The organism is Thioclava sp. 'Guangxiensis' (genome assembly GCF_045348365.1).
Taxonomy (GTDB): Bacteria; Pseudomonadota; Alphaproteobacteria; order Rhodobacterales; family Rhodobacteraceae; genus Thioclava; species Thioclava kandeliae.
Window position 1 is genome coordinate 352,625 of the sequence record NZ_CP155824.1, and the last position, 24,105, is coordinate 376,729.

20 protein-coding genes are annotated in these 24,105 nt (G+C 63.3%); 9 read left to right on the forward strand and 11 right to left on the reverse strand.

Annotated features, from left to right (window positions below):
• Positions 1 to 20: 20 nt before the first annotated feature.
• Positions 21 to 1,373 (forward strand): FAD-binding oxidoreductase, encoded by a 1,353-nt coding sequence (locus ABEB22_RS18935; protein ID WP_349294955.1) that lies wholly within the window; start codon positions 21 to 23, stop codon positions 1,371 to 1,373.
• A 43-nt stretch (positions 1,374 to 1,416) separates the two neighbouring features.
• Here ABEB22_RS18935 and ABEB22_RS18940 read toward each other — a convergent pair whose 3' ends face one another.
• Positions 1,417 to 2,889 (reverse strand): sodium:alanine symporter family protein, encoded by a 1,473-nt coding sequence (locus ABEB22_RS18940; protein WP_339115432.1) that lies wholly within the window; start codon positions 2,887 to 2,889, stop codon positions 1,417 to 1,419.
• 509 nt (positions 2,890 to 3,398) lie between these two features.
• Here ABEB22_RS18940 and ABEB22_RS18945 point away from each other — a divergent pair.
• Positions 3,399 to 4,202 carry a hypothetical protein gene (locus ABEB22_RS18945; protein WP_339115433.1) on the forward strand — a complete coding sequence of 268 codons (804 nt, stop codon included), beginning with the start codon at positions 3,399 to 3,401 and terminating at the stop codon, positions 4,200 to 4,202.
• Positions 4,203 to 4,255: 53 nt separating this feature from the next.
• Positions 4,256 to 5,167: an endonuclease/exonuclease/phosphatase family protein gene (locus ABEB22_RS18950; RefSeq protein ID WP_349294956.1), complete on the forward strand. Its 912-nt coding sequence runs from the start codon at positions 4,256 to 4,258 to the stop codon at positions 5,165 to 5,167.
• On the opposite strand, the gene ABEB22_RS18955 is transcribed toward ABEB22_RS18950, so the two are convergent.
• Positions 5,110 to 6,054: a hypothetical protein gene (locus ABEB22_RS18955; protein ID WP_349294957.1), complete on the reverse strand. Its 945-nt coding sequence runs from the start codon at positions 6,052 to 6,054 to the stop codon at positions 5,110 to 5,112. The two genes, ABEB22_RS18950 and ABEB22_RS18955, sit on opposite strands and share 58 nt — an antisense overlap.
• A gap of 271 nt (positions 6,055 to 6,325) precedes the next feature.
• On the opposite strand from ABEB22_RS18955, the gene leuB reads away from it, so the two are divergent.
• Positions 6,326 to 7,432 (forward strand): 3-isopropylmalate dehydrogenase, encoded by a 1,107-nt coding sequence (leuB, locus tag ABEB22_RS18960; RefSeq protein ID WP_339115436.1) that lies wholly within the window; start codon positions 6,326 to 6,328, stop codon positions 7,430 to 7,432.
• A gap of 151 nt (positions 7,433 to 7,583) precedes the next feature.
• Here the strand turns inward: leuB and ABEB22_RS18965 are convergent, their stop codons facing one another.
• Positions 7,584 to 9,716, reverse strand: coding sequence for a TonB-dependent siderophore receptor (locus ABEB22_RS18965; protein ID WP_349294958.1), 2,133 nt, complete (start codon positions 9,714 to 9,716; stop codon positions 7,584 to 7,586).
• 126 nt (positions 9,717 to 9,842) lie between these two features.
• On the opposite strand from ABEB22_RS18965, the gene ABEB22_RS18970 reads away from it, so the two are divergent.
• Entirely contained in the window at positions 9,843 to 10,763 is a 921-nt protein-coding gene (locus tag ABEB22_RS18970; RefSeq protein WP_349294959.1) for a helix-turn-helix transcriptional regulator, read from the forward strand.
• 5 nt (positions 10,764 to 10,768) lie between these two features.
• Here ABEB22_RS18970 and ABEB22_RS18975 read toward each other — a convergent pair whose 3' ends face one another.
• Positions 10,769 to 12,352, reverse strand: coding sequence for a sodium:solute symporter family transporter (locus ABEB22_RS18975; protein WP_349294960.1), 1,584 nt, complete (start codon positions 12,350 to 12,352; stop codon positions 10,769 to 10,771).
• 405 nt (positions 12,353 to 12,757) lie between these two features.
• Positions 12,758 to 13,198: an Lrp/AsnC family transcriptional regulator gene (locus tag ABEB22_RS18980; protein WP_339115440.1), complete on the reverse strand. Its 441-nt coding sequence runs from the start codon at positions 13,196 to 13,198 to the stop codon at positions 12,758 to 12,760.
• Positions 13,199 to 13,331: 133 nt separating this feature from the next.
• Here ABEB22_RS18980 and ABEB22_RS18985 point away from each other — a divergent pair, with 133 nt between their 5' ends.
• The 4 genes from ABEB22_RS18985 (at position 13,332) to pdxY (ending at position 16,775) form a co-directional block, all read left to right on the forward strand.
• The gene (locus ABEB22_RS18985; RefSeq protein WP_349294961.1) at positions 13,332 to 14,072 is read left to right on the forward strand and encodes a YqcI/YcgG family protein; all 741 of its coding nucleotides are present in this window, start codon (positions 13,332 to 13,334) and stop codon (positions 14,070 to 14,072) included.
• A gap of 4 nt (positions 14,073 to 14,076) precedes the next feature.
• Positions 14,077 to 14,436, forward strand: coding sequence for a cupin domain-containing protein (locus ABEB22_RS18990; protein ID WP_349294962.1), 360 nt, complete (start codon positions 14,077 to 14,079; stop codon positions 14,434 to 14,436).
• Complete coding sequence (locus tag ABEB22_RS18995; RefSeq protein WP_349294963.1) at positions 14,429 to 15,691, forward strand: amino acid permease; 1,263 nt, start codon at positions 14,429 to 14,431, stop codon at positions 15,689 to 15,691. Before ABEB22_RS18990 ends, ABEB22_RS18995 begins: the two co-directional genes overlap by 8 nt.
• A 238-nt stretch (positions 15,692 to 15,929) precedes the next feature.
• A complete protein-coding gene (gene pdxY / locus ABEB22_RS19000) occupies positions 15,930 to 16,775 on the forward strand; it encodes a pyridoxal kinase (RefSeq protein WP_349294964.1) in 846 nt (281 codons plus the stop codon).
• A 5-nt stretch (positions 16,776 to 16,780) separates the two neighbouring features.
• Here the strand turns inward: pdxY and ABEB22_RS19005 are convergent, their stop codons facing one another.
• The 6 genes from ABEB22_RS19005 to ABEB22_RS19030 form a co-directional block, all read right to left on the reverse strand.
• Positions 16,781 to 19,066: a molybdopterin-dependent oxidoreductase gene (locus tag ABEB22_RS19005; protein WP_349294965.1), complete on the reverse strand. Its 2,286-nt coding sequence runs from the start codon at positions 19,064 to 19,066 to the stop codon at positions 16,781 to 16,783.
• Positions 19,067 to 19,197: 131 nt separating this feature from the next.
• Positions 19,198 to 20,664 carry an aldehyde dehydrogenase gene (locus ABEB22_RS19010; protein WP_349294966.1) on the reverse strand — a complete coding sequence of 489 codons (1,467 nt, stop codon included), beginning with the start codon at positions 20,662 to 20,664 and terminating at the stop codon, positions 19,198 to 19,200.
• Positions 20,639 to 21,712, reverse strand: a complete 1,074-nt coding sequence (locus ABEB22_RS19015; RefSeq protein WP_349294967.1) for an LLM class flavin-dependent oxidoreductase — start codon at positions 21,710 to 21,712, stop codon at positions 20,639 to 20,641. Before ABEB22_RS19015 ends, ABEB22_RS19010 begins: the two co-directional genes overlap by 26 nt.
• 4 nt (positions 21,713 to 21,716) lie before the next feature.
• Positions 21,717 to 22,643, reverse strand: a complete 927-nt coding sequence (locus tag ABEB22_RS19020) for a flavin reductase (protein ID WP_349294968.1) — start codon at positions 22,641 to 22,643, stop codon at positions 21,717 to 21,719.
• Positions 22,640 to 23,461 (reverse strand): alpha/beta hydrolase, encoded by an 822-nt coding sequence (locus ABEB22_RS19025; protein ID WP_349294969.1) that lies wholly within the window; start codon positions 23,459 to 23,461, stop codon positions 22,640 to 22,642. The genes ABEB22_RS19020 and ABEB22_RS19025 overlap by 4 nt, the downstream gene beginning before the upstream one ends.
• On the reverse strand, positions 23,436 to 24,038 hold the full coding sequence (locus ABEB22_RS19030) for an amino acid synthesis family protein (protein ID WP_339115450.1): 603 nt from the start codon (positions 24,036 to 24,038) through the stop codon (positions 23,436 to 23,438). Before ABEB22_RS19030 ends, ABEB22_RS19025 begins: the two co-directional genes overlap by 26 nt.
• Between the last annotated feature and the right edge of the window lie 67 nt (positions 24,039 to 24,105).

The window sequence follows — 24,105 nt, forward strand, 5'->3', positions numbered from 1 at the left end:
GCCGATTTAGGAGAAGACCCATGCCAGGACCGAAGCTAGACCCGGTCGAAAGCGATGCCGCCCTGCCTCGGGCGGTGGATGTAGTGATTATCGGCGGCGGGATCGCAGGCACCTGCGCGGCGCTGGAACTGGTGGATCGCGGGCTGAAGGTCGCGATCTGCGAGAAGGGCCAGATCGGGGCCGAGCAATCGAGCCGTAACTGGGGCTGGGTGCGCCTGACCCATCGCGACCCGCGCGAGATGCCGCTGATGGTGGAAGCCGTGCGCATGTGGGAAGGCCTCAACGAGCGCGTGGAAGCCGAGACCGGCTACCGGCAATCGGGCGTGACCTATACCTGCACCAGCGACGACATGATGGAGGAGGAGCGGCAATGGGTCGATCTGCTGCAAAGCTACCAGATCCCCGCCAAGATGCTGAACCGCGACGAGGCGTTGGCCCATTATCCGGGGATGGATCTGCCGATCAAGGGCGCGATCCATAACCCGATGGATGGGCGCGCCGAACCGCAAAAGGCCGCGCCTGCCGTGGCCCGTGCGGTGCAGGCACGCGGCGGCACGGTGCATCAGAATACCGCTGTGCGGATGATCGATGTGGAGGGTGGCAAGGTCACCGGCGTCATCACCGAACATGGGCGCATCGCCTGTTCGCAGGTGCTCTTGGCGGGAGGTATCTGGTCGCGGCTCATGCTCGATAATATGGGCATCTACCTGCCGCAGCTGCGCACCAAGAACACCGTGTTGCGGACCTCGGCGCTGGAGGGCGGGCCGGAAGGCACTATCAAGTTCAAGGAATTCGCCATGCGCAAGCGGCTGGATGGCGGCTACACGATCGCCTCCTCGGCCAATAGCCGCTACGAGATCACACCCGACAGTTTCCGCCTGTTTGGTGCCTTTCTTCCCGCACTGAAAAACGAATGGAGGGGCCTGCGCTTCGGTTTCGGTTCGGCCTTTGTGGACGGGCTGAAGACCAAGCGCAAATGGACTGCCAATGATGTGACGCCCTTCGAGGAGACCCGCATCATGGACCCGCAGCCCGAGACGAGCTTTATCGAGAAGGTCTATCATCAGGTCGCAGCCCGCTGGCCCGCGATGAAGGGGCTGAAGATCGAGCAACGCTGGGCGGGGATCATCGATGTGCTGCCCGATGTGATCCCCGTGATCTCCGATACCGAAAGCGTGAAGAACGGGGTGAAGGGGCTGTTTGTCTCCACCGGTTTCTCGGGGCACGGGTTCGGGCTGGGTCCGGGGGCGGGGCGGCTGGCCGCAGATCTGATGACGGGCCATGCGCCGATCGTGGACCCAACCCCTTTCCGGCTCTCGCGCTTCTCGGATGGATCGAAGATCGCCCCCATGAGCGGTATTACCCGGAGATGAAAAAGGGGGCCTTTGGCCCCCTTTTTCCTTGGTGATGCGCGTTTCAGCGATGCACCGTATGGTCGGAGGCTTTCCAGTCGTCCCAGCCGGGCTGGCCGTCCATGAAGGCCTCGATCTCGCGCGCATTCGCCTCGAGTTTCGGGTCGTGGAGCAGATAGTGGCGCGTCTCGCGGGCGATCAGCCCCGACAAGATCAGGAGGCCGATCAGGTTCGGGATCGCCATCAGACCGTTCATCACATCCGAGAAGTTCCACACCACGCCCAGCTGCATCGTGCAGCCGATATAGACGATGGCGGCAAAGAACACGCGGAACGGCATCACGAGACCGCGCCCGAAGAGCCGCTCGATGTTGCGCTCGCCATAATAGGCCCAGCCGAGGATCGTCGAATAGGCAAAGAGCACGAGACCGATGGTCACGATCCAGTCACCCCAGGCGCCCGGCAGACCATAGGAGAAGGCGCGCGCCGTCATGATAGCGGCCGAAATCTGGCTGCCCGTTTCGGGATCGATCTGGTTCCAGACGCCGGTCGTGACGATCACGAGGCCGGTGCAGGTGACCACGATGATCGTGTCGATGAAGGTCTGGGTCATCGAGACCAGCCCCTGACGGACAGGGTGGCTGGTCTTGGCCGAGGCTGCGGCAATGGCTGCAGAGCCCATGCCGGATTCGTTCGAGAAGATCCCGCGCGCCACACCGAACTGAACCGCGATCATGATGGTCGAGCCCAAAAATCCGCCCGAGGCCGCCGTGCCGGTGAAGGCATCCGAGAAGATCTCGCCCAGTGCCGCAGGAATGGCGGTGAGATTGGCCAGCAGGATATAGAGCGCGCCCAGCACATAGAACACGATCATAGCCGGCACCAAGCCTGCGGTGACCCGCCCGATGGATTTGATCCCGCCCACCAGCACGATCAGCGTCAGGATCGCCAGAATGCCGCCCGAGACGGCAGCCGGCACATGGAAGCTCTGTTCAAGATTGGAGGCGATCGAATTGCCCTGCGTCATGTTGCCGATGCCGAAGCTTGCGCAGATGGCGAAGATCGAGAAGGCGATGGCGAGGAATTTGCCGAACCCGTTCGGGATGCCGCGCTCGAGATAGTATTGCGGCCCGCCCGATTTCTCGCCCGCCGCGTCGGTCACACGGAAGCGCACCCCGCAGAAGGCCTCGGAATATTTCGACGCCATCCCCAGAAGCGCCGTCACCCACATCCAGAACAGCGCGCCCGGCCCGCCGACGCTGATGGCGGTGGCCACCCCCACGATATTGCCGGTGCCGACGGTCGCGGCCATCGCGGTGGTCAGCGCCTGGAATTGCGAGATATCGCCCTCGGCCCCGTCATCATGGCGCCGCCACAGGCCAAGGCGCAGGGCAGCCCCCAGACGCAGGAATTGCAGCGCACCCAAACGCAGGGTCAGGTAGATACCGGTGCCCAGCAGAAGGGGGATCAGTAGGTAGGGGCCCCAGACGATCCCCCCCACGGTTCCGAGGAAACTTTCAAATGTGTCCGCTGTCATGACCTGTCTCTTTTCAATACTCTTTGCCGCAAATCGGAGGGGGATAACGGGAATGTCAAGCAAAGCGCGTAGGGATATTTTGATCGGGTGATCGAAAAACACCCGCAATTCGGGGCTGTTGCGTAAAATATTTGCATAAAATGCATGGCGGATATGCGCATAAAACCTAGCCAAGGGGAGCGTCATGTATCGCGGAAGGGCCGCACCAGCGGGGTCATTCTTTCCTTTCTGCCGTTCAGTTGTGCGATGTGACTACATATTGAGCGGATTTCTTCTAGACTAAAGACCTTCCTCAGCCGGTCACCTGTGATAGAAATGGCCCCCTTGCTGCCAAATGCGCCGGTCCATCCCGCGCCGGATTGCCAAAGATGGCGAAACTGGGCAAAATCGTGGCAAGATTAAGGCAGACATCTTAGATCCGGTATAAGGGCGCGGCATGTATCGCGCCCGGCGGACCAGAGGGCAGGGCAGTGGTTTTACGGTTCATAAACGCCATATTACGGGCGCTCATGTTGGCAGCAATCATCTGTAGTCCGGCGGTCTTCCTGCCCGGAACAGGGGCCGACACGATGCAGATAGTCGGCCTCGTCGCGCTGGCCTGTGCCGCGCTGACCGTGTTCGAATACAGCTCCGTCTATCCCTCCCTCGTCGAATTCCGGGATGCCGCGCCCTATAACCGTATCCGGTTTCTGTTGCTGGCCACGCTGGTGCTGAGCCTCTCGCTTGCCGCGATCGCCCCCTTCGAGCCGACGGTTCTCAACCGGCTGCTGGTCGCGCTGGGACAGGCCATCGCAGGGGAGCTCGACTTCTCCTATAGCCCGCTCCATCTGATGATGCAGTCGCTTCCGGCCCATGCCGCGCCGGAGACACAGCGGCTTGTGGGCGCGCTTGCCGGTCTGGCATTGGGGATCAGCCTGATCGGTGTGGCCATTTTCCTGCTCGTTTTTCGGGTTATGGGCTGGCCGGGCGGACAGGAACGTTTCAATATATGGATCAATCTGCCGACCTTCGATCCCACGATGGGCGGTGACGTTGTGGAGCGCCTGCGCCGTGATGCGTGGGTGAATACGAGTCTCGGTCTGGTTTGTCCTTTCCTCATGCCGGTTGCGCTGAAACTCGTCTCGATCGCCTTCCCGTCGATGATGCCCGCGAGCCAGCATGCCCTGATCTGGGTCGTTACAGCATGGGCTTTCCTGCCTGCACTTCTTGTCATGCGCGGTGTCGCTCTGGGCCGCGTCTCCGCCCTGATCGCACAGCGCCGCCGGTCGGCGCGCGCGGCAGGCGAAGAGGATGGACAGTATCAAACAGCCTGATCCTGTTTCTGGCATGGCTGCTATGTGCTGCGGGGGCTGCGGGCGCGCAAGACTTGCGGCTGGCGATCTGGGGGCCGGAACTGGGCGGCGAAGGGCCGGGGCTACTCTATCGTGATGTTCTGTCGGGCAAGAATGCCCGGATCGACGCGAGCCTTGCGCAGATAGTCCAGCTCGCGCCCGATGTCCTGTTGCTGATCGGCGTGGATTGGGACGGGCAGCAGGCTGCGGCACATGCCCTGCGCGAGGCGCTGGCCGCGCGTGATGCGCACTACCCCTATCTCGTCCACCGGCAGCCCAATAGCGGCCTGCCCTCCGGCGAGGATCTGGACGGGAACGGGGTGTATGGCGAGGCCCGCGATGCGCAGGGCTATGGCCGGTTCACGGGTGCGGGCGGGGTGCTCCTGCTCTCCAAGCTGCCGGTGATCGCGGTCGAGGATCTGTCGGCGATGCTCTGGCGCGATCTGGCCGGAGGGCTGGCAGATGGCGCGGAGCTCTCGCCCGGGGCGCTGGCCGTCCAGCGTCTGTCCTCGAGCGTGCACTGGATCGTCCGGCTGGAGGGGCTCGAGCTGTTGATCTGGTCGGCCACGCCGCCGATCTTTGACGGCCCCGAGGACCGTAACGGTCGGCGCAACCATGACGAGACCGCATTCTGGCTGCCCTATCTCGCAACCCTTCCCGCAGATCCGCCACTGGTTATGCTGGGCCGTGCCAATCTTGATCCGGCGCAGAAAGAGGGGCGCAAGGCCGCACTCGAGACGCTTCTGTCCTCACCGCGGCTGCAGGACCCATTGCCCGATCTCCCCACAGCCGATCTCGGCGGAAAACACCTGCGGCTGGATTATATCCTGCCGGACCATCTGCTGGAGGTCACCGGCGCGGGCGTGCTGCCCGCAACCCAAGGCGCGCGTTACAGGATGGTCTGGGTCGACATCGCCTGGCCATGTGCCTGCAGCCGTGGCGACTGAGCGGCGGCGCGCCCCTCTGGCTTGACCTTCATGCCGCGCATATAGAGATGCTCGAAGGCGATCCGCTCCAGCGATTTCGTCTCGTAATCGGGGAAAAGCATGCGGAAGGGACCTTCGTCGATGATCTGGTCGGCCTGATACATGTAGCGTGTCGGGGCGATCCGGCGGCCTGCAGTGCCAAAGCCCTTGCGCCACCACGGATAGGCGGTCAGCCGCACCTTGCGATCCAGCTGCGCCGACAAGCTCTCGGCCAGCTGGCGCGGCGAGAAGCGCGTGCCGGGGAAGGGGATATCGAGAAAGCCGCCGCCCATATCCGCGGTCTCGGCCAGCGCCACCGTGACGCGGGTCAGATCCTCCAGATCGGCGTGGATGTGCATTTTCTCGGCGGGACCGAGGGCTGCAATCTCGTGTTTGGCCAGCCGGTTGAGGATCACGGAATTCATCACCGTAGACTGTGCGCCCGGCATGATGAAATCGCCGGCCCGCAGCATCACCATGCTGTGGCTGCTATCGGCAGCCTCCCGATAGCGCTTCTCGGCCTCCGAGCGTGCCTTGGCGCGGCGGGTCACCGGCGCATGTGGGCAATCGGGACCCCATGCGCTGCCGCTTCGCCCATAGACTTGGAAATTACCGGGGACCATCACCGCAGCGCCTGAATTCTGCGCCGCCGCAATCACTTTCTTGGTCAGCTCGGGCAGCTCGCGCTCCAGATCTGTGGTCTGGTCCGGGTTCGCGGCATTCAGGATCCAGCGCGCGCCACGCGCTGCAATCGAGATGTCCGAGCCGCGTTGGTAACGGTCGACATCCCATCCGGCGGCGCGAAAGGCACGGGCGGCAGCAGCTTCGAAAAGCCCCTCCATCCCGAGAATCAGGATTCTTCGAGTCATGCGTTATGTCCGTTCTGCTCTTTTGCGCTATCATGCAGAAACGGGCGGGATTCCGCGAGGCGCGGATTCTCACGACTGCGAAACATTGCCTATGACGCTGCGTCAATGGGCGGGTCGCCGAAAGTTTCAACAGCAGTCTGCGCAATTTTTAGAAAGCCTGCTTGCATCTTCTTTTGCGTTCAGAACTTGACCCCGCCACGGGCATTGGCTACGCCCTCGCGCAACCTTGTCTTATTGGCCAGTTGGGCCGTTACATGCGGGAGGAATTACCATGGCAAACCCTTCGATCCTCATTCTTGCGGGCGACGGTATCGGCCCCGAGGTCATGACCGAGGTCAAGAAAGTCATCAATTGGTTCGGCGCCAAGCGCGATGTGGCCTTCGATGTCTCCGAGGATCTCGTCGGCGGCGCGGCCTATGACGTGCATGGCGTGCCGCTGTCGGATGCGACGATGGCCAAGGCCCAAGAGGTGGACGCGGTCCTGCTGGGCGCCGTGGGTGGCCCGAAATACGACGTGCTCGATTTCTCGGTCAAGCCGGAGCGTGGTCTTCTGCGCCTGCGTAAGGAAATGGACCTTTATTCCAATCTGCGTCCGGCCCAGTGCTTCGACGCGCTGGCCGATTTCTCGTCGCTGAAAAAAGACGTGGTTGCGGGCCTCGATATCATGATCGTGCGCGAGCTGACCTCGGGCATCTATTTCGGCGAGCCGCGCGGCATTATCACTGAGAACAACGAGCGGGTGGGCATCAATACCCAGCGTTACACCGAGAGCGAGATCGAGCGCGTGGCCCGTTCGGCCTTCGAGCTGGCCCGCCGCCGTGGCAACAAGGTCTGCTCGATGGAGAAGGCCAATGTGATGGAATCGGGCATCCTGTGGCGCGAAGTCGTGCAGCGCGTGCATGACGAAGACTATGCCGATGTCGAGCTGAGCCACATGTATGCCGATGCCGGCGCCATGCAGCTCTGCCGTTGGCCCAAGCAGTTCGACGTGATCGTGACCGATAACCTCTTCGGCGATCTGTTGTCGGATGCGGCCGCGATGCTGACCGGCTCGCTTGGCATGCTGCCTTCGGCCTCGCTCGGTGCGCCGATGGCGAATGGCCGCCCGAAAGCGATGTACGAGCCCGTGCATGGCTCGGCCCCCGATATCGCGGGTCAGGGCAAGGCGAACCCGATCGCCTGTATCCTGTCGTTCTCGATGGCGCTGCGTTACAGCTTCGATCTGGGCGCGGAAGCCGACCGTCTGGAAGCCGCTGTGGAAAAAGTGCTTGCCGATGGCGTGCGCACCGCAGACCTTCTGGGCCCCGAAGGCGGCTCGCCGGTCTCGACCGCCGAAATGGGCGACGCGATCATCGCAGCGCTCGACGCGGCGCTCTGAGCGCAGAGTGCGGGGGCGATACGCGCCCGCACCGGTATCCGAAAGGCCGGGACTTTATGTCCCGGCCTTTTTCATGGCCAGTGCAGAAGATGCGCATGGGAAAGGGGCCGGTCCAGTGGACCGACCCCTTTGGTCTTTCACGTCCCGTCTGTCAGAAGCGTTTGGTCAGCGAGACATTGAAGGTCCGCGGTGCGCCACGGAAATTGAACACCGTTGTGCTGCCCACGCGCGAATAATAGTCCTTGTCGAAGACGTTATCGACGCCCATGCGCAGGGTCAGGTCATTGTCGAACCGTTTCACCGCCATCAGATCGACCACGCCATAGCCCGGTGCCTCGATACCCTTGGAGGAGAATCCCGACATCATGGTCAGCCGCCCGCCAACGCTCCAGTCCCGCAGCGCGCCTTCGGTGATGTCATACATCGCCTGCAGCTTGAGCATGTTCTTGGGCGTATAGGTGGAAAATGCCTCGCCCTCGGAGCTGCCATTGAGATATTCGGTATAGGTGTAGGTGTAACCGGCCGAGAGATGCAGGTTCTCCCGTAACTCGCCCGCAACGGTCAGTTCGATCCCTTGCGATTGCACCTCTTCCTGCGCAACGTAGTAATCGGTCCCCGTCACGGCCACGGGGCGGTTGTCCTCGCGCAGGTTGAAATAGGCCGCCGTCACATCCAGCGTGCCGGCCACGCGGGCTTTTACGCCCAGCTCGTATTGCCGGCCCTCGACCGGGTCCAGAAGATCGCCCGAACTGTCCAGATCGGATTGCGGGATGAAGATCTCGGAATAGCTGGCGTAGAGCGCCGCATCGGGCGTGATGTCGTAGGTGGTACCGGCAAAGGGCGTGACATGGGCATCCACGTCATAATCCTCATGGGCCACGGCACCGCTCGAAAGGGTCGTCGTATCGATCGTGCCCTCATACCAGCTGAGCCGCGCGCCGCCGATCAGGGTCAGCCGGTCAACGGGTTTCAGGCGGAGTTGCGAATAGATCCCCGTCGAGGTCGTATCGCTGTCCTCGCGGGTCGAATAGGCCGCATCGGGTCTGGCCACGGATGACGCGTCGAAATCATTCAGGTTCCAGCTGCCCGCGATCTTGCCGCGCGCGGTATAGGTGGTCGAGGTCACTTTCTGCCAGTCGGCCCCGATGATCGCATTGCCCTCCATCTGGCCCAGCGTGAAGGGCAAATCGGCATGGAGATCGAGCGCCGTGCTGTCCTGACTGAAATCGCGGCCCAGATAGGCGATGGAAGAGATATTGTTCTCGGCATCGGCGGTCGATCCGGCATAGCCATAGAGGAAATCCGCATCCTGCCACGATTTGCGCAGCGAGAATTTCACCCGCCCGCCATTATCGAATGTATGGGTGGCCGCGAGCACCGCATCGGTGGTGGTATTATCGAAATCGTTCCAGTCAGGCACAACGCCCGCGCCTGCATCGGTCCAGATCAGCGATCCGTCCTCATAGGTGGGCAGGCCGTTGAAGGGCGCGATATCGCGCTCCATATGGCTGAGCGAGAAGGTCAGCTGTGTGTCGGGGTCCACATCCCATGCCAGCGTGCCATAATAGCTCTGCACTCCGTTCGAGCCATTGTCGATGAACGTGTCGCCATCTCCATAGGCCGCCACGAACCGTCCGCGCAGCGTGCCGTCGGCATTGAGCTTGTTGGAAACATCCAGCTCGCCACGATACTGGCCATTGCTATCGGTCGATCCCTCCACATAGCCGGTAAACTCGGTGGCGGTGGCCTGTTTGAGGCGCATATTGACCGAGCCCGCCGGTTCGCCCGTCGAGATGAACAGGCCCGCGGGGCCCTTGAGCACCTCCACATGGTCCACGATCGAAAGATCGGGCTGTGTGCCATAGATCGAGCTGACGGGGGCAGGCAGACCGTCAAAATAGAGATAGTCGAACTCGTAGCCCCGCGAATAGATCGACGAGCGTCCCGCATCATTGTTGAGCACCATGATGCCCGGCACATCGGCCATCGCCTCGTCGAGCGTGTTATACCCGCCGTCCTCGATCTGTTTATGGGTCACGACAGAGGTCGATTGCGGCACCTCGCGAGGGCTGATCGCGGCTTTCTCGCCGACCGAGATGAGGTCGGTAGCATAGCTCTGTGCGCCTTCCGTCTCGTAGCTCGAGCCCTCGACGGTGATCGGGTCGAGGTCGACCACATCCTGCGCCATGACAGGCAGCGCGGTCATGGCAGCAAGGGCCGTGGAGGCGAGAAGGCCGGATCTGAGAGGGGCGGGTCTGACAAAGGCGGGGCGGGGCGCGGACATCGGGCAATCCTTGAATAACCGAGTATTTCACTCGACTAATAGAGCGCAATGACGCACAAAGACAGCAGGCGGGCTTTGCGATACCGCCAATCGGCTCTTCCAGAGCGTCAAAATCGGGAGACTTCCATGACCGAGATCACATTGGATGACATTGCTGCGGGTCTACGCAGCGACCGTGAGGGCTTTGGCGCGAATCTGCCCGCTACGCAGGTGGTTCTGCGGGGCGGGCGCGGGCGGCGCGATCTGCCTTCGGGGATACAGCTGCAGCTGCAGGATACCGTGATCGCGCGGGATCTTGTGACCTATGTTACCCGCCAACCCGGCGTGATGGTGCATCTCGTGCTCGAAGGACGGGTCGAGGGCATGTTGGGGCAGGAGGCGTTGAGCATCGGTCCACAGGACGGGCAGGGCGCCGAGCTGCATCTGAGCGCTCTGGGTGTCCCGATGGCCTTCCGGCGCAAGGTGAGGGCGGGTCAGGTGGTGCGTAAGCTGGCGCTTCTGGTGTCATGGGAGTGGCTCGCGGCGCGCGGCTTTGCGCAGCCCTTGATCCTCAACGGTCAGCCTCATCGTCAGGCCGTGCGGCCCGCTCTGGCCGAGGATATCCTTGCTGTCCGCGCCCTTCTGGCCTGTCCGCCACAGGATCTGCAGGGGCGTGCGCTCCTGGAGGCCGAGAGGCTGGCCCATAGCCTTTTGGTGCAGGGTCTCGCGGGGGGGCGGGATGCAGTTGCGAGGCTCAGCCCTGTCGAGGAGGCGCGTCTTGCGCGGGTCGAGCGGATGGCGCAGGCGGCCGGACCGCTGCCCGCGCTCGGGGCATTGGCCGAAGAGGGAGGTGTGAGCGTCTCGACCCTGCGCAGGCTGTTCCGCCGTCGCTATGGCCTCACCGTCCATGACCGTCTGCGCCAGATCCGGCTGGAGGCTGCGGCACAGGCGTTGCGGCAGGGGCACTCTGTCGCGCAGGCGGCAGGGCGTGCGGGCTATGCCAGCCCCACGGCCTTTGCTACGGCCTTCCGCAGGCAGTTCGGGCAGAGCCCCTCGGACTATCGTTGAGGCCCCTACCAGAATGCGATCAGGATCGCGGCCATACAGAGCACCAGAGCAACGGCCCAGAGCCGCACATCCATCAGCCCAATCCGGCTGCCGCGGAATTCGGTAACAAGGTCGGAGGGTGTCCAGATCAGATGGTCGTCGGGAGCCGCATGCTGTGGCAGGATAGTGGCCGAGAGCCCCAGATGCAGCAGGCAGGAGGCAATCGTCATCAGCGCCACCGTGATCGTGTAGTGCAGCGGCCAGAGCCCGACCTGCCCGAGCACGAAGAGGATGATCCCAAGGAGATGCATCGAGACCAGCGTGACAAGCGCTGATGTCTCGCCCACCCGCGAGGACACCGCCCCGAGGAAGAATACGGCCACCACTGGCGGCACGAGGATGGAGAACGCCTGCTGGAGATAGGACCAGATCCCGTCCGCATACTGGATCAGCGGCGCCACCAGCACGGCGATCAGCATGAAGAGCACCGTGCACAGGCTGCCATATCTGCGCGCGGCCTCGGGCGCGACCGCGCGATCGGGGCGGGTGAGGAAATCATGCACGACAAGCGTGGAGGAGCTGTTGAGCGTGGAATCCACCGTCGACATGATCGCGGCCACCAGCCCCGCCAGCACCAGCCCCGTCAGTCCGGGTGGTAGGATCTGGGTGATCATCGTCGGGAAGACCATATCCTGCGTCGGCAGATCGGGCAGAAGCGGCACCGCCATCGCCCCCGGCAGGACCATGATGAAGAGCGGTACGCATTTGAGGATGCCGCCGAAAAGCGCACCGCGCTGCGCATCGGGCAGGCTGCGCGCGCCAAGCACCCGCTGAACCACATACTGGTTGGTCACCCAGTACCAGAAGCCCAGCATCCACACCCCCAGAAACAGCCCCGGCCATGGCAGTCCGGGATCGTCGATCGGCTTGACGATATCGAGATGTCCTTCGGGCAACGCCTCGCGCACGCGGTCCCACGAGAAATCGAGCGATTGGAACATCAGGAAGGCGACGATCGAACATCCCACCAGCAGGATCACCGCCTGGATCACATCGGTATAGACCACCGCCTTCAGCCCGCCCGTGGCGGCATAGCCACCCGCGAAGGCCCCGATGGCGATACAGCTGAGCCAGAGCGGCAGATCGGGGAAGAAGGTGGTCAGCACCACGCCCCCCGCATAGAGCCCGCCCGCTGTCTCGACCACCACAGTGAAGAAAATGGTCAGCGCCGAGAAATAGAGCCGCACCTTGCGCGAATAGCGCTGATCCAGCCATTCGGGCGTCGTCGTGACCTTTGCCTTGAGATAAAGCGGCGCGAAAATGAGCGCGAGAAAGATCAACGGGATCCCCGACATCCACTCGAAGGCCGAGCTGGCGATGCCGGTCGCATAGGCCGAGCCCGTCAGCCCGATGATCGTTGTGGTCGAGATATTGGAAGCGAAAAGCGACAGGCCGATTGCCCCCCATGCCAGCGACCGCCCGCCCAGAAAGAGGTCATCGCCGGTCTTGGTTCGCATCGAGACCCATATCCCGATCGCCAGCACCACGACGAGATAGGCGATGATCACGGCAATATCCAATGTGGTGATATGGGTCTGGACGGATTCCATGTGACGGGTTCCTTTTGGCTGGATGCGGCGGGCGGATCGCCCGTCGCGGGCCTTGCGCAGCGGCTGGATGCGGCAGGCCCCTTACCCTTTCGCAAGATGGCAACAGGGCAGTGCGGGAAACGGGTTCCGGAGGCGCAAATATGGATGGCTGCCGCCCCCGAAATTATCGAGCGGGTGTCCTGCCGGTCATCGGGGTGATCTCGGGGCCGAGTCCCGGGCAGGGATCTCACTGGTGATCAATAAACTGTGTCACGTCTGACAGGCAGGTAGCCCGCAGGGCGGGTTCGTAAAGCGTCAAGCGCGCCGCGGGTGCAAGGTGACATCCTCCGGAACGGAGAAAATACCGGCAAAGGGGGAGGGGCGGCGGTCTGGCAGAGGGGCCTGATATGGCGGCCCGATTGGTCGTTAGGCCTTCTCGCGCCACGATTTCAGCACGATGGAGGTGGTCACATCGATCACCTCCGGATGGCGCGAAAGCCGGTCGCGCAGCTCCTCGAGCACATCGAGATTGGCCGCCTCCAGCAGGATACGCATGTCGATATCGCCGGTCAGCGACCAGCAAGATACCACTTCGCTCCAGCGTTGGATCGAAGCATAGACCACCGAGCAGGTATTGCGCTTGAGCCGCAGATCGAACATCGCGCGCGTTGTGGTGACCGAGGCCGCATGGGTCTGGTCCATCTCGATGGTGAAGCGGCTGATCACTTTCGTCTCGATCAGCTTGTCGACATGATACTTCACCGTAGGCCGCGACAGCCCGATGATATCCGCAATCTCGGTCAGCGAGCGACGACTGTTTTCGCGCAAGAGTTCCAGGATCAGATTATCGGTCGGGCTCAATTGCATGGCGATTCCTTAATTCCTGACAAGGATAGGGGATTTTTCTCCGAATCGAAGAGAGAATTGCATTTTGCACTGTATGCGGCGCGACGTCAGCGCGGCCAAACTCACTTAAACACTCAGTCAAGGATCATGATTCATGGATTTAGTCCTCACGCGGAACGATGTGGCCGGAAGGTATGGCGGCCAGGATTGGCAGCGGGTCGTGTTTTCCGAATTCGATGCGGCACTCACCAGCAAAAGCCGCCCCTTCCCCTGTGTCTTCGGCGTGGCGGGGTTCAAGACGGACCGGCTGCGCTTTGCCTTCCCCGAGCCGTTGACCCCCGAGACGCTGGCGCCGATTCTGCGCAGCTATCTGGCGCAGGCCCGCGGGATCGGGGCAATGACCTCGCTGGTGATCTTCGCGCGCCCCACGCCGGTCGACACGCTCGAAGCCTATCGCGACCAGTTCTGGGATCTGCTCGACGGTCTGGTGGCCCTTGATGACAGCCCGCAGCCCGAAGGTGTCTCGCGCAATCTCGACGATCCGACATGGGAATTCTCCTTTGGCGGGGAGCCGATCTTTGTCGTGTGCAATACCCCCGCCCATGTGCTGCGCCAGAGCCGCCGCTCGAGCAGCTTCATGATCACCTTCCAGCCGCGTTGGGTGTTCAACGGCATCACCGATAGCAAGGCCCCCAGCATCACCCGTTCGCTGGACCGTGTGCGCGAGCTTCTGTCCGAATATGACATGCTCGCCCCCTCGCCGACGCTCGGCCATTACGGCGATCCCGCCAATCGCGAATACCAGCAGTATTTTATCGACGACACCAACGAGACCCCCGCCTGCCCCTACCACCAGCTGGGCAAGCCGCCTCTCAAACTCGTCAAGGAAGGATGATCCCATGAAAGACCTTAACCTGAGCCCCAAATCCCCGAGCGTGCGCCAGATCTCCGCAACCAGAGCCGATTACTGGTCGATCGTCGAGGCGCTCATGCCCGTGCAGGGCTGTATCGAGGTACAGCAGGACCAGCCCGGCAAGGAGCATGCCTGGCATGTGCATGACAATGACGAGACCCTGGTGGTGCTCGAGGGGCATGCGAAATTCTACTGGGAGGGCGGCGATCAGATCTGCGGGCCGGGCTCGGTGATCTCGCTGCCCGCAGGCGTGCGCCACGGCTCCATCGCGATGGAAGATGGCGTGCGCTATCTCATCGCCTTCCAGGCGGTCGATCTGTCCCAGTTTGGAGCGGATAATGGCTGAGCTGAAAAAATCTCTCGGCGTCACCCGTGGCACGGCGATGATGCTCAATATCGTCCTCGGCGCCGGTCTGCTGACGCTGCCGGGTCTGGCGCTGCAGGAAGTGGGCGCGAGCGCCACGCTGATCTGGATCGCCTGTGCCGTGGCCGCAGCCCCACTCCTGTGGGTCTTCGGCATTCTGGGCAGACGCTATCCCGACGCGGGCGGGATAGCGGCGATCATGGGCCATGCGTTCGGGCGGCAGGGGCGCATCTGCGCGACGCTGCTGTTTCTGGGTGCTGTCTCGGTGGGGCTTCCGGCCATCGCACTGACCGGCGGGCATTATGTAGCGGCCACATTCGGCGGGCCCGCGGCGCTCTATGCCGCCATCATCCTGTTGGCCGCACTGGGCGTGAATTTCCTCTCGGCGGAAACCGCCGGACGGGTCAATACCTTTATCGCCTCGCTGGTGCTGGTGTTTATCCTCGGGCTGGCAATCGTGGGCTATCTTGCGGTCGCGCCTGCGCCTGCTCCGGTAACCGCGCCCCTGCAGGAGGTGCCGAGCCTGAGCCATATGGGCATGGCCTTCATGATGGTCTTCTTCGCCTTTACCGGCTGGGAGGTCAGCGCCAATCTGGGCGGCGAGTTCCGCAATCCCAAGCGCGATCTGCCGCGGGCCATGGCGCTGTCTTTCGCGGTGGCCGTCGTGCTCTATCTCGTGCTCTCGCAGGTCGTGGCCAAGGCCGGTGTGTTGGGGGCGGGGCCTGCGCCCTTCGCGCAGATCTTCGGCCAGTCCTTCGGGATCGGCGGGAGCGTCGCAATCTCGGCGCTGGCGGTCCTGCTGATCTTCGCCAATCTCTCGGCGGCGGTCTGGGCGGTCTCGCGCATGGTCTATTCGGCAGCCCGTGACGGGCTTCTGCCTGCGCCCATCGCCCGTATCCGCAATGACGTGCCGCTCAATGCGGTGATGCTGACGGTGGCGGTGCTTCTGGGCGTGGTGACGCTGGTGGGCAGCGGTCTCCTCGATATGGCGCAGCTTCTGGCGGCGGCGGGGCAGAATTTTCTCCTGCTCTATACCGGTGCGGCGGCAAGCCTTCTGCGCCTCGAGCGCAAGGCGCTTTACCGTGCGCTGTCGCTCCTGTGTCTGGCGCTGGTCGCCGCGCTCTTTATCGGGCGCGGGGGCGAGGGGCTCGTCTATCCCGCGCTCCTCATCGCGCTGGGACTGGTGATCGCCAAGGCGCAGGGCAAGGATCGCCCGATTGCCAGCCCCGCCGAATGAGGCGGGACCGATATCCTTTGGGCATAACCTGTCTCTCTTAGACTGCCTCTCCCCCAGACTGGGCCGATCTCCGGATCGGCCCTTTTTTCCTATGCGCGGTTTGGCCGGACGAGGGGGCCAGAACTGCTGCCGGGAACTGGATGCCGGAACCGGATGCCCGAATTGGCGGCCCGAAATATTGACCCGCCCCCGATCGGGGCGTATCGCCTATGATCGTCACCCATCGCCGGAGCCCGCCATGACCCGACCGCCCTTCGTGATCTCGATCCAGAGTCAGGTCGTCTTCGGCCATGTGGGAAATTCGGCGGCTGCTTTCCCGATGCAGGCAGCGGGGCTGGAGGTGGCGGTGATCCCGACGGTGATCTTCTCCAATACCCCTGATTATCCGACGCTCCGGGGCCAGGCGCTGCCGCCCGGTTTCTTTGCCGATCTTCTCCTAGGGGCGCAGGAACGCGATCTGCCACGGCGGGCCGACTACATCGTGACGGGCTATATCGGCTCGCTCGAGGTGGCCCAGCAAACCGCTGATTTTATCGCTGATGCCAAGGCGCAGAATCCCGATCTGATCTATCTGTGCGATCCGGTGATGGGCGATCAGGGGCCGGGTCTCTATGTGCCCGAAACCATTGCCGATGTAATGCGCGAGCGTCTTTTGCCGATGGCCGATCTGGCCACGCCCAACCCTTTCGAGCTGGGATGGCTGACGGGGCGCAAGATCGACACGCTGGCCGGTCTGGAGGACGCGAGGGCCGATCTGCGTCTGGCGCCCGGGGCGCGGCTCGTGGTGACGGGATGTGTGTTGAACGATACGCCTGCGGGCAAGATCGAGAGCATCATCTTGGGCGAGGGCGTGCCCAGCCGCCATCCGGTCACCCATCTACCGATTGCTCTGCCCGGGACCGGCGACCTTTTCGCGGGGCTGATCGTGGCCTGCCTCGGGCGCGGAATGACCTTACAGCAAGCGGTGGCCCGTGCGCAGGATCTGGTCTCTGTCGGCTTGGCCCACGCCCGTGATCTGGGCGCGGGCGAGGTGGTGCTGAGCGAACCCGGCTTCCGCAAGGCGCTGCTGACCTTGGGCGATTGAACGGCCTATGCCAGCTCGGGCGGCGTGAAGGGAGCGGGCGCTGAGGCCTGTGTGGCTTTCACGATGCGCACCAGACAGCTATGGGCCGCACATCCCTGCGAGAGCTGGGAGGCGGGGCGGTCCTGTGTCAGCACATTGGGGTTGCCATGGCGCTCGAGCCCCGTCTCGGGACAGGGGTCGAACCAAGCGCCCGTCGAGAGCCTTAGCACATTGGGCGCCACACCCGCATCGGGCACCGCAGAGGCCAGACAGCGCCCGCGCGCATTATGGATCTCGACCAGATCGCCATAGGCCAGACCCAGACGCGCGGCGTCGCGGTCGTTGAGATGGGCGGGCTCGCGCCCGTGGATCTTGCCTGCCAGACTATGGGGCGAGGCATCGAGCTGGCTGTGGAGCTTGCGGGCGGGCTGGTCCGAGATCAGGTGGAACTGGTCGGGGGCGGCCTCTCCCGCCCATTCTCCGGGCGGCAGCCAGGTGGGATGGCCGAAACAATCTGGGAGCCCCATCGCATGGATTGCATCGCTGAAGATCTCGATCCGGCCCGAGGGCGTCTCGAGCGGTGCGCCTTCGGGATCTGCGCGGAAGGCACTCAGCATCACGCGTTGCTCGGGCGGATCATGGGGCTGCAGATCGATCACGCCGGCCTCGCGGAAGGCGGCATAATCGGGCAGGTCGACCCCCTCGCGCGCCCACATCTTGCGCATACGGCCGTAGAGGCTCTCGATCCATTCGGCCTCGCTGCGGTTCTCGGTGAATTTCTCCTCAACGCCCATCACCCGGGCGATGCGGGTGAAGATGGCATAATCGCTCTCGGCCAGTCCGGGGGGCTCGGCCGCCTTATGGGTATGCATCACCACCCCCTCCATCGTGGCATAGCCCAGATCCTCGCGCTCATGCGCCATCGAGACCGGTAGCACGATATCGGCGCGTCGCGCGGTGGCGGTCCATGCCTGCTCATGCACGATGATCGTATCGGGCTTCTGCCAGGCCCGCTCCAGCCGGTTGAGGTCCTGATGGTGGTGATAGGGGTTGCCGCCGGCCCAGTAGACCAGCCGGATATCGGGGTAGCTATAGGTTTCGCCATCATAGGTGAAAGGCGCGCCCGGAGTGAGAAGCATATCCGCGATCCGCGCTACGGGGATGAACTCCTTCACCGGATTGATCCCCTGCGGCAGCGAGGCCCCGCGCAGCTCGGCATGCGGGCTACCCATCAGGTTCTCGGCGCCGTAGCCCACGCCGAAGCCGCCACCGGGCAGCCCGATCTGGCCCAGCATCGCGGCCAGTGTAACGACCATCCAGAAAGGCTGCTCGCCATGTTCGGCCCGTTGCAGCGCCCACGCGATATTGATCATCACCCGCTTGCCGGCCATCTTGCGCGCAAGGGCGCGGATCGTGGGGGCCTCGATCCCGCACAGGGGGGCGGCCCAGTCGGCATCTTTGGGCTGGCCATCGTTGCGCCCCGTCAGATAGGGCTCGAATTTTTCCCAACCGGTGCAATAGCGGTCAAGGAAGGCGCGGTCATGCGCGCCCATCGCGCGGATTTCATGGGCCAGTGCCAGAAGGAAGGCGGTGTCACTTCCGGGGCGGATTGGCAGCCACTCGACGGGTGCGCCGGTCTCCATATTGTCGCGCAGCGGCGAGACATTGATACATTCGACCCCGGCACCCGCCATCTGGCGCAGCCCCTCGCGCACGCGGTGACGCGCGACACCCGCCTGCGAGATCTGTGCGTTTTTCAGCGGCACCCCGCCAAGGGTCAGGAAGAGATCGCAATGCGCGGCCAGATCGTCCCATGTGTTGTGGTTGTTCATCAGCCAAGCCATTGGTGCCACTACATGCGGCAGAACCACCCGTGCGGCGGCGAGGGAATAGCTGTCGCGATGGGCGACATAGCCGCCGATCGTGTTGAGGAAACGGTGAACCTGCGATTGCGCGTGATGGAAGCGCCCCGCCGAAGCCCAGCCGTAGGAGCCGCCGAAAATCGCTTTGTTTCCATAGGTCTGGCGGATGCGGTCCAGCTCGGCCCCTGCCAGTTCGGCGGCCTTGTCCCAGCTGACCTCGACGAAAGCTTCGCGTCCGCGCAGATCGGGGCGCGCACCCGGACCCTGTTCGAGCCAGCTCTTGCGGATGGCGGGCCGCAAGACCCGCGTGCGTGCCACCTCGGGCGAAAGCTGGTGCAGCCCGATCGGGTTAGGGTCGGGATCGAGCGCATTGCTCTTCAGCCGCACCCCTTTGGGGCCTTCGACAATATCATAGGTGCCCCAATGGGAAAGCGTCTGGCGGGAAGTCATGGCGGGCCTCATGCACGGATTACACGTGCAGACCATGCCACTGGAAAAGTGGCTTAGCCATAGGCAGGCTCAGGTTTTTTCGGGCTAGTGGCGCAGGATTACTCCCGCGCCACCCGAATGGGCAGTTGTCCTTACCGCATCACGAATGGATCGGGAATGGGATCGTCGCTGGTGCGCAGCCAGACCGTTTTGACGGTGGTGTAATCGAGTGCGGCGGCCAGCCCGCCCTCGCGCCCATGCCCCGACATCCCGTGCCCGCCGAAAGGCGCCATCGGGCTGACCGCGCGATAGGTGTTCACCCAGACGATGCCTGCGCGGATCGCGCGGATCATCCGGTGCGCGCGGGTGAGGTTTTGGGTGAATACCCCCGAGGCCAGGCCGAAGGCCGTGTCATTGGCCAGAGCGATGGCCTCGTCCTCGGTGTCGAACGCCACGACCGACAGCACGGGCCCGAAGAATTCCTGCGTGATGCAATCGGCCTCGCGGGCATGGGTGCAATCGAGGATGGTGGGCGGGAAATAGTAGCCCGCACGGTCCGGCACTGTGCCACCCGTGACCAGCGTCGCCCCCTGATCCAGCGAGCGAGCGATCAGCTCCTGTGCATGCGCGCGCTGGCGGGCGGTGCAAAGGGGGCCGATCTCGGTGCCCATATCATCGGGCGGGCCGATGATGCAGGCTTCGGCCTTGGCCTTCAGCCTTGCCAGAAATGCGTCCTTCACCCCGTTCTGGACCAGTAGCCGCGAGCCCGCCACACAGCTCTGGCCGGTGGCGGCAAAGATCCCCGAGACCTGCGCATTGGCCGCGCTGTCCAGATCGGCATCGTCAAAGACGATGAAGGGCGATTTGCCCCCCAGTTCCAGCGAGGTCGAGGCGAGGTTCTCGGCCGAATTGCGGATGATCTGGCGCGCGGTCTCCGGCCCGCCGGTAAAGGCCACATGCGCCACTTTGGGATGGCGGGTCAGCACCGCGCCACATTCCGCCCCGAAGCCCGTGACGATGTTGAGGACCCCTTTGGGGAAGCCCGCCTGATCAAAGATCTTGGCGAATTCCAGCATCGGCGCGGGGCCGTCCTCTGACGCTTTGAGCACGACCGTGCAGCCCGCCGCCAGTGCCGGCCCGATCTTGACCGCCGAAAGAAACAGCTGCGAGTTCCACGGCACGATGGCGGCCACTACGCCAATCGGCTCGCGCCGGAGCCAGACCTCCATATCGGGCTTGTCGATGGGCAGATGCGCGCCCTCGATCTTATCGGCAAGCCCCGCATAATAGCGGTAATACTCGGCCACATAGGCGATCTGGGCGCGGGTCTCGCGGATGATCTTGCCGGTGTCGCGGGTCTCGATCTCGGCCAGCGCCTGCGCGTTTTCGGCAATCAGGTCGGCCAGCCGGTAGAGCAGTTTGCCGCGTGCGCTCGCGGTCATCCCCGCCCATTCGGGCGAGAGGAAGGCACGATGGGCGGCCTCCACCGCGCGGTCCACATCGGCGGATTTCGCCTCGGGCATCAGTGCCCAGGGCGCGCCCGTTGCGGGGTCGAGGCTTTCGAACTGCACCGATCCAGCGTCAAAAGTGCCGTCAATATACTGCTGAAAGCTCTGCATCGGCATCCTCCTTCTTGAAGGCGGGCATCACCTCGTTGATGAACCGCAAGAGCGAGGCCTTCTTGCGCTCGAAACTCTGGCTCGAGTCGATCCAGAAGGAATATTCGTCATAGCCCTGCGTTTCATAGGTGCGGAGGCGGGCGATGACTTCCTCGGGCGTGCCGATCACCAGATCGCGCTGCATGGCCTCGGGCGTGTAGAACGGATGGGCCGCGATCTCCTCGTCCGAGAGAGGAGCTATCAGACCTTGGGTGATCTCGCGCTTGTTCATGAACCACGCGCCGAAATAGTTGTAGAAGCGGTTGAACTCGCGGGCCGCTTCCTTGGCATCCGCCGCGTCCTCGGCCACATAGCTATGCATCAGAAGCATGATCTTGGGGCGCGGGATTTCGGGGTGTCTGGCGCAGGCATCGTTGAACGTGTCAATCAGATGCTGCACCTCTGGCTCGCCCTTCCACAGCGGCGCGACCTGCACGTTGCAGCCATTGGCCACGGCAAATTCATGGCTGTTGGGGTCGCGGGCGGCGACCCAGATCGGCGGGCCGTTCTCTTGCAGCGGTAGCGGTGCCGAAGTGGTTTTGGGGAACTGGTAGAATTCGCCCTCATGGGCGTAATCCCCCTTCCAGAGCGCCTTTACCGCAGGGACCAGCTCGCGCAGGCGCTGGCCCGCGCCCCATGCGTCGAGCCCCGGCATCATCCGGTCATATTCGAACGTATAGGCCCCGCGGGCAATGCCGAGATCAAGGCGCCCGTCGGTGATGATATCGGCCATCGCCGCCTCGCCCGCCAGCCGGATCGGATGCCAGAAGGGCGCGATCACCGTGCCGGTGCCAAGGCGCACATGTTTGGTGTGACGCGCGACATCCACGAGGCTGAGAAGCGGATTGGGCGCGATGGTGAAATTCATCCCGTGATGCTCGCCCGTCCAGACGGCGTGCATGCCGCCTTCATCGGCGATCTTACACAATTCGATGAATTCGTCGTAAAGCTGTTTTTGATTATCTTCGGAAGAGATGCGCTCCATATGCGCGAAAAGCGAGAATTTCATACCGTTAACTCCCGGCAGAGACCGTGCGGACCTCGCCGCTGGTCTGCGTTCCGTAATAAACCCCGAAGCTGCCGATGCGCGTTTCCTCCATGAAACGCTTCAGCATCTGGCAGGTGGCTGGATCGGCAAGATCCATCAATGTCGACGGGACGAGTTCGGTGAAAGCGCCGGTTTGCGGCACCCCACCTGCGGCATCACAGTGAAAGGTAATATGCTGACAGTTGCGGCGCGTATCTTCATAGACGGCATAGAGAAACCCCTTGCGGGCATCGAGCCCCGTGGCCTCCAGAAGCCGGTCGAGTGCGGCCGAGACCCCGTCACGCCCGACCTTCGTCTCGGGCAGGGCAAGGCCCCCGTTGCGGTCGCTCACCAGAAGGACGCGGTCCTCGTGGCGGATCAGGGCCGAGACCCTGACCTCCACGCCTGAATCGATCCGGTCAAGCGCACGGGCCTCGGTTGCGGGGCGCAGATAGGCCCCGCGTGCATAGCCCAGGCCTGCGGCAGGGCTGGTGCCGAACGCCTCCACGCGCCCGATCAGGATCACATGGTCACCCGCCTCGACGATCTGGTGGGGAACGCAGTCGAACCATGCCGAGACATCACCGATCACCGGTGCGCCATGGGGACCCGGCCACCAATGCAGGTCGCGGAAGCGGTCCTCTGAGGGCCGCGCGAAGGTATTGGAGATGTCTTTCTGGTCTTCGGAGAGGATATTCACTGCAAAGCCGCAGCTCTCGGTAAAGGCGCGGTAATTGCGCGAGCCATTGGCGAGGCAGACAAGAAGAAGCGGCGGATCAAGGGAAACGGACGTAAAGGAATTTGCTGTAAAGCCTACGGGCTTGCCAGTCTCGTCATGGGTGGTGACCACGGTCACACCGGTCAGGAATGACCCGAACGCATCGCGGAGCGCGCGTGGATCGAGCTGGGTCATGGGGCACCTCCTCCCGTAACCGGTGCAAGCGCCGGTATCGCAAGCCATTCCTCCAGCGCGGCATTCACCCGCGCGGGGGCCGTCAGATTCACCATGTGGCGCTGGTCTTCGATTATGAGCGTGCGGCCGCGAGGAGCGGCTCGTGCCATAGCTTCGGCCATTGCGGGGGTCGAGTTGGGGTCACCCGATCCTGTCAGTGCCAGAAGCGGGCAGGTGATCTGGGCAAACCTGTCAGCATAGGTGGCGTCCCCTTCGGCAAAGGCCCGATAGGCGGTGGCATAGCCATTCGGGTCCACCGCCTTCAGCCACCCGGTCACTTTCTCGCGTGCGGATTGCTCCTCGGGGGTCTCTGCAAACCAGCGCGTGAGCGGTGTGGTCAGATCGAACACGCCCTGCGCGATGAGGGCCGCACGGGCCTTGACCGCCTCGCGGGCGGCGGGATCGCGGCGGAACACTCCGTTCAGCAGCGCCACGCGAGTGACCTGATCGGGATGCTCGACCGCCATGCCGCCGGCCACCAGCGCCCCCATCGAATGGCCCGCCAGACTGACCGGCCCCAGATCGAGCGCCTCGAGCGCCTGATGCAGCCAGCCGACATAATCGGGCAGGCGAGCGGTTTCGGGCAGGGGGGCGCTCTGCCCATGGCCGGGCATATCGAGCGCGATCACCCGATAGCGGTCCGAGAGCGCCTCGATCTGCGGCCCCCATGCGGCGGAGTTCATCCCCACCCCATGGATCAGCACCAGTGGCGCGCCCTTGCCTGCGTCAATCCCCCCGAGCGTCCCCAGACGCTCAGACAGATGCAGGGTTGTCGACATCGCCACCCATCTCCTTCAGATCCTGATAGCGGTCACCGATGCGGTGATGCGGGCGCCCACCGATCGAGGCCCCGAGCGCGATGACAATTTCATCTGCGGCGGGGGCATCGGCCACCGATAGCTGCATGGTCAGATAATGACTGCGACGGCCGCCATCATTCTTGTCCATCAGCGGGATATAGAGGGGGGCATTGGCCGGACCGCGGGTGTTGCAGAAGGCCAGATAGGATTTGGCACCGACCGCTTCGCGGTAATGGTTGCCAAAGCGCAGGGTGTGGATAAGGGCCGAGGCATGTTCGACCTCGCCATTGAGACCCACAATCGCAGATTTGCCATAGCCCTCGACCTTGTCGCCGCCCCCTGCGGCATCAAGGATCATCTTGGTCAGCAGCGCGCCAAGGCCCGGTGCGCAATCAAGGATCTCGGGACGGAGGTCTTCTACAAAGCCCTTTCCCGCCCAAGGGTTACGGATAACGGCGATGGCCGCGATCATGCGCAAAGGGGTCTCGGCCACTTTGCCGCCTTCGATCAGCGTGTCTTCGATATGCAGCAATGTCTTGCGAATCTCAGCAGGCATTGAACGCTCCCGGTTGGATCTATTTTTTAGTATTATGGACTCATGGAATACCGTAATACAATCCTAC

Bases quoted from the DNA above. Each gene is read 5' to 3' on its own strand.
- ABEB22_RS18935 (WP_349294955.1), top strand. From the start codon at position 21: ATGCCAGGACCGAAGCTAGACCCGGTCGAAAGCGATGCCGCCCTGCCT.
- ABEB22_RS18940 (WP_339115432.1), bottom strand. From the start codon at position 2,889: ATGACAGCGGACACATTTGAAAGTTTCCTCGGAACCGTGGGGGGGATC.
- ABEB22_RS18945 (WP_339115433.1), top strand. From the start codon at position 3,399: ATGTTGGCAGCAATCATCTGTAGTCCGGCGGTCTTCCTGCCCGGAACA.
- ABEB22_RS18955 (WP_349294957.1), bottom strand. From the start codon at position 6,054: ATGACTCGAAGAATCCTGATTCTCGGGATGGAGGGGCTTTTCGAAGCT.
- leuB (WP_339115436.1), top strand. From the start codon at position 6,326: ATGGCAAACCCTTCGATCCTCATTCTTGCGGGCGACGGTATCGGCCCC.
- ABEB22_RS18965 (WP_349294958.1), bottom strand. From the start codon at position 9,716: ATGTCCGCGCCCCGCCCCGCCTTTGTCAGACCCGCCCCTCTCAGATCC.
- ABEB22_RS18970 (WP_349294959.1), top strand. From the start codon at position 9,843: ATGACCGAGATCACATTGGATGACATTGCTGCGGGTCTACGCAGCGAC.
- ABEB22_RS18975 (WP_349294960.1), bottom strand. From the start codon at position 12,352: ATGGAATCCGTCCAGACCCATATCACCACATTGGATATTGCCGTGATC.
- ABEB22_RS18980 (WP_339115440.1), bottom strand. From the start codon at position 13,198: ATGCAATTGAGCCCGACCGATAATCTGATCCTGGAACTCTTGCGCGAA.
- ABEB22_RS18985 (WP_349294961.1), top strand. From the start codon at position 13,332: ATGGATTTAGTCCTCACGCGGAACGATGTGGCCGGAAGGTATGGCGGC.
- ABEB22_RS18990 (WP_349294962.1), top strand. From the start codon at position 14,077: ATGAAAGACCTTAACCTGAGCCCCAAATCCCCGAGCGTGCGCCAGATC.
- ABEB22_RS18995 (WP_349294963.1), top strand. From the start codon at position 14,429: ATGGCTGAGCTGAAAAAATCTCTCGGCGTCACCCGTGGCACGGCGATG.
- pdxY (WP_349294964.1), top strand. From the start codon at position 15,930: ATGACCCGACCGCCCTTCGTGATCTCGATCCAGAGTCAGGTCGTCTTC.
- ABEB22_RS19005 (WP_349294965.1), bottom strand. From the start codon at position 19,066: ATGACTTCCCGCCAGACGCTTTCCCATTGGGGCACCTATGATATTGTC.
- ABEB22_RS19010 (WP_349294966.1), bottom strand. From the start codon at position 20,664: ATGCAGAGCTTTCAGCAGTATATTGACGGCACTTTTGACGCTGGATCG.
- ABEB22_RS19015 (WP_349294967.1), bottom strand. From the start codon at position 21,712: ATGAAATTCTCGCTTTTCGCGCATATGGAGCGCATCTCTTCCGAAGAT.
- ABEB22_RS19020 (WP_349294968.1), bottom strand. From the start codon at position 22,643: ATGACCCAGCTCGATCCACGCGCGCTCCGCGATGCGTTCGGGTCATTC.
- ABEB22_RS19025 (WP_349294969.1), bottom strand. From the start codon at position 23,461: ATGTCGACAACCCTGCATCTGTCTGAGCGTCTGGGGACGCTCGGGGGG.
- ABEB22_RS19030 (WP_339115450.1), bottom strand. From the start codon at position 24,038: ATGCCTGCTGAGATTCGCAAGACATTGCTGCATATCGAAGACACGCTG.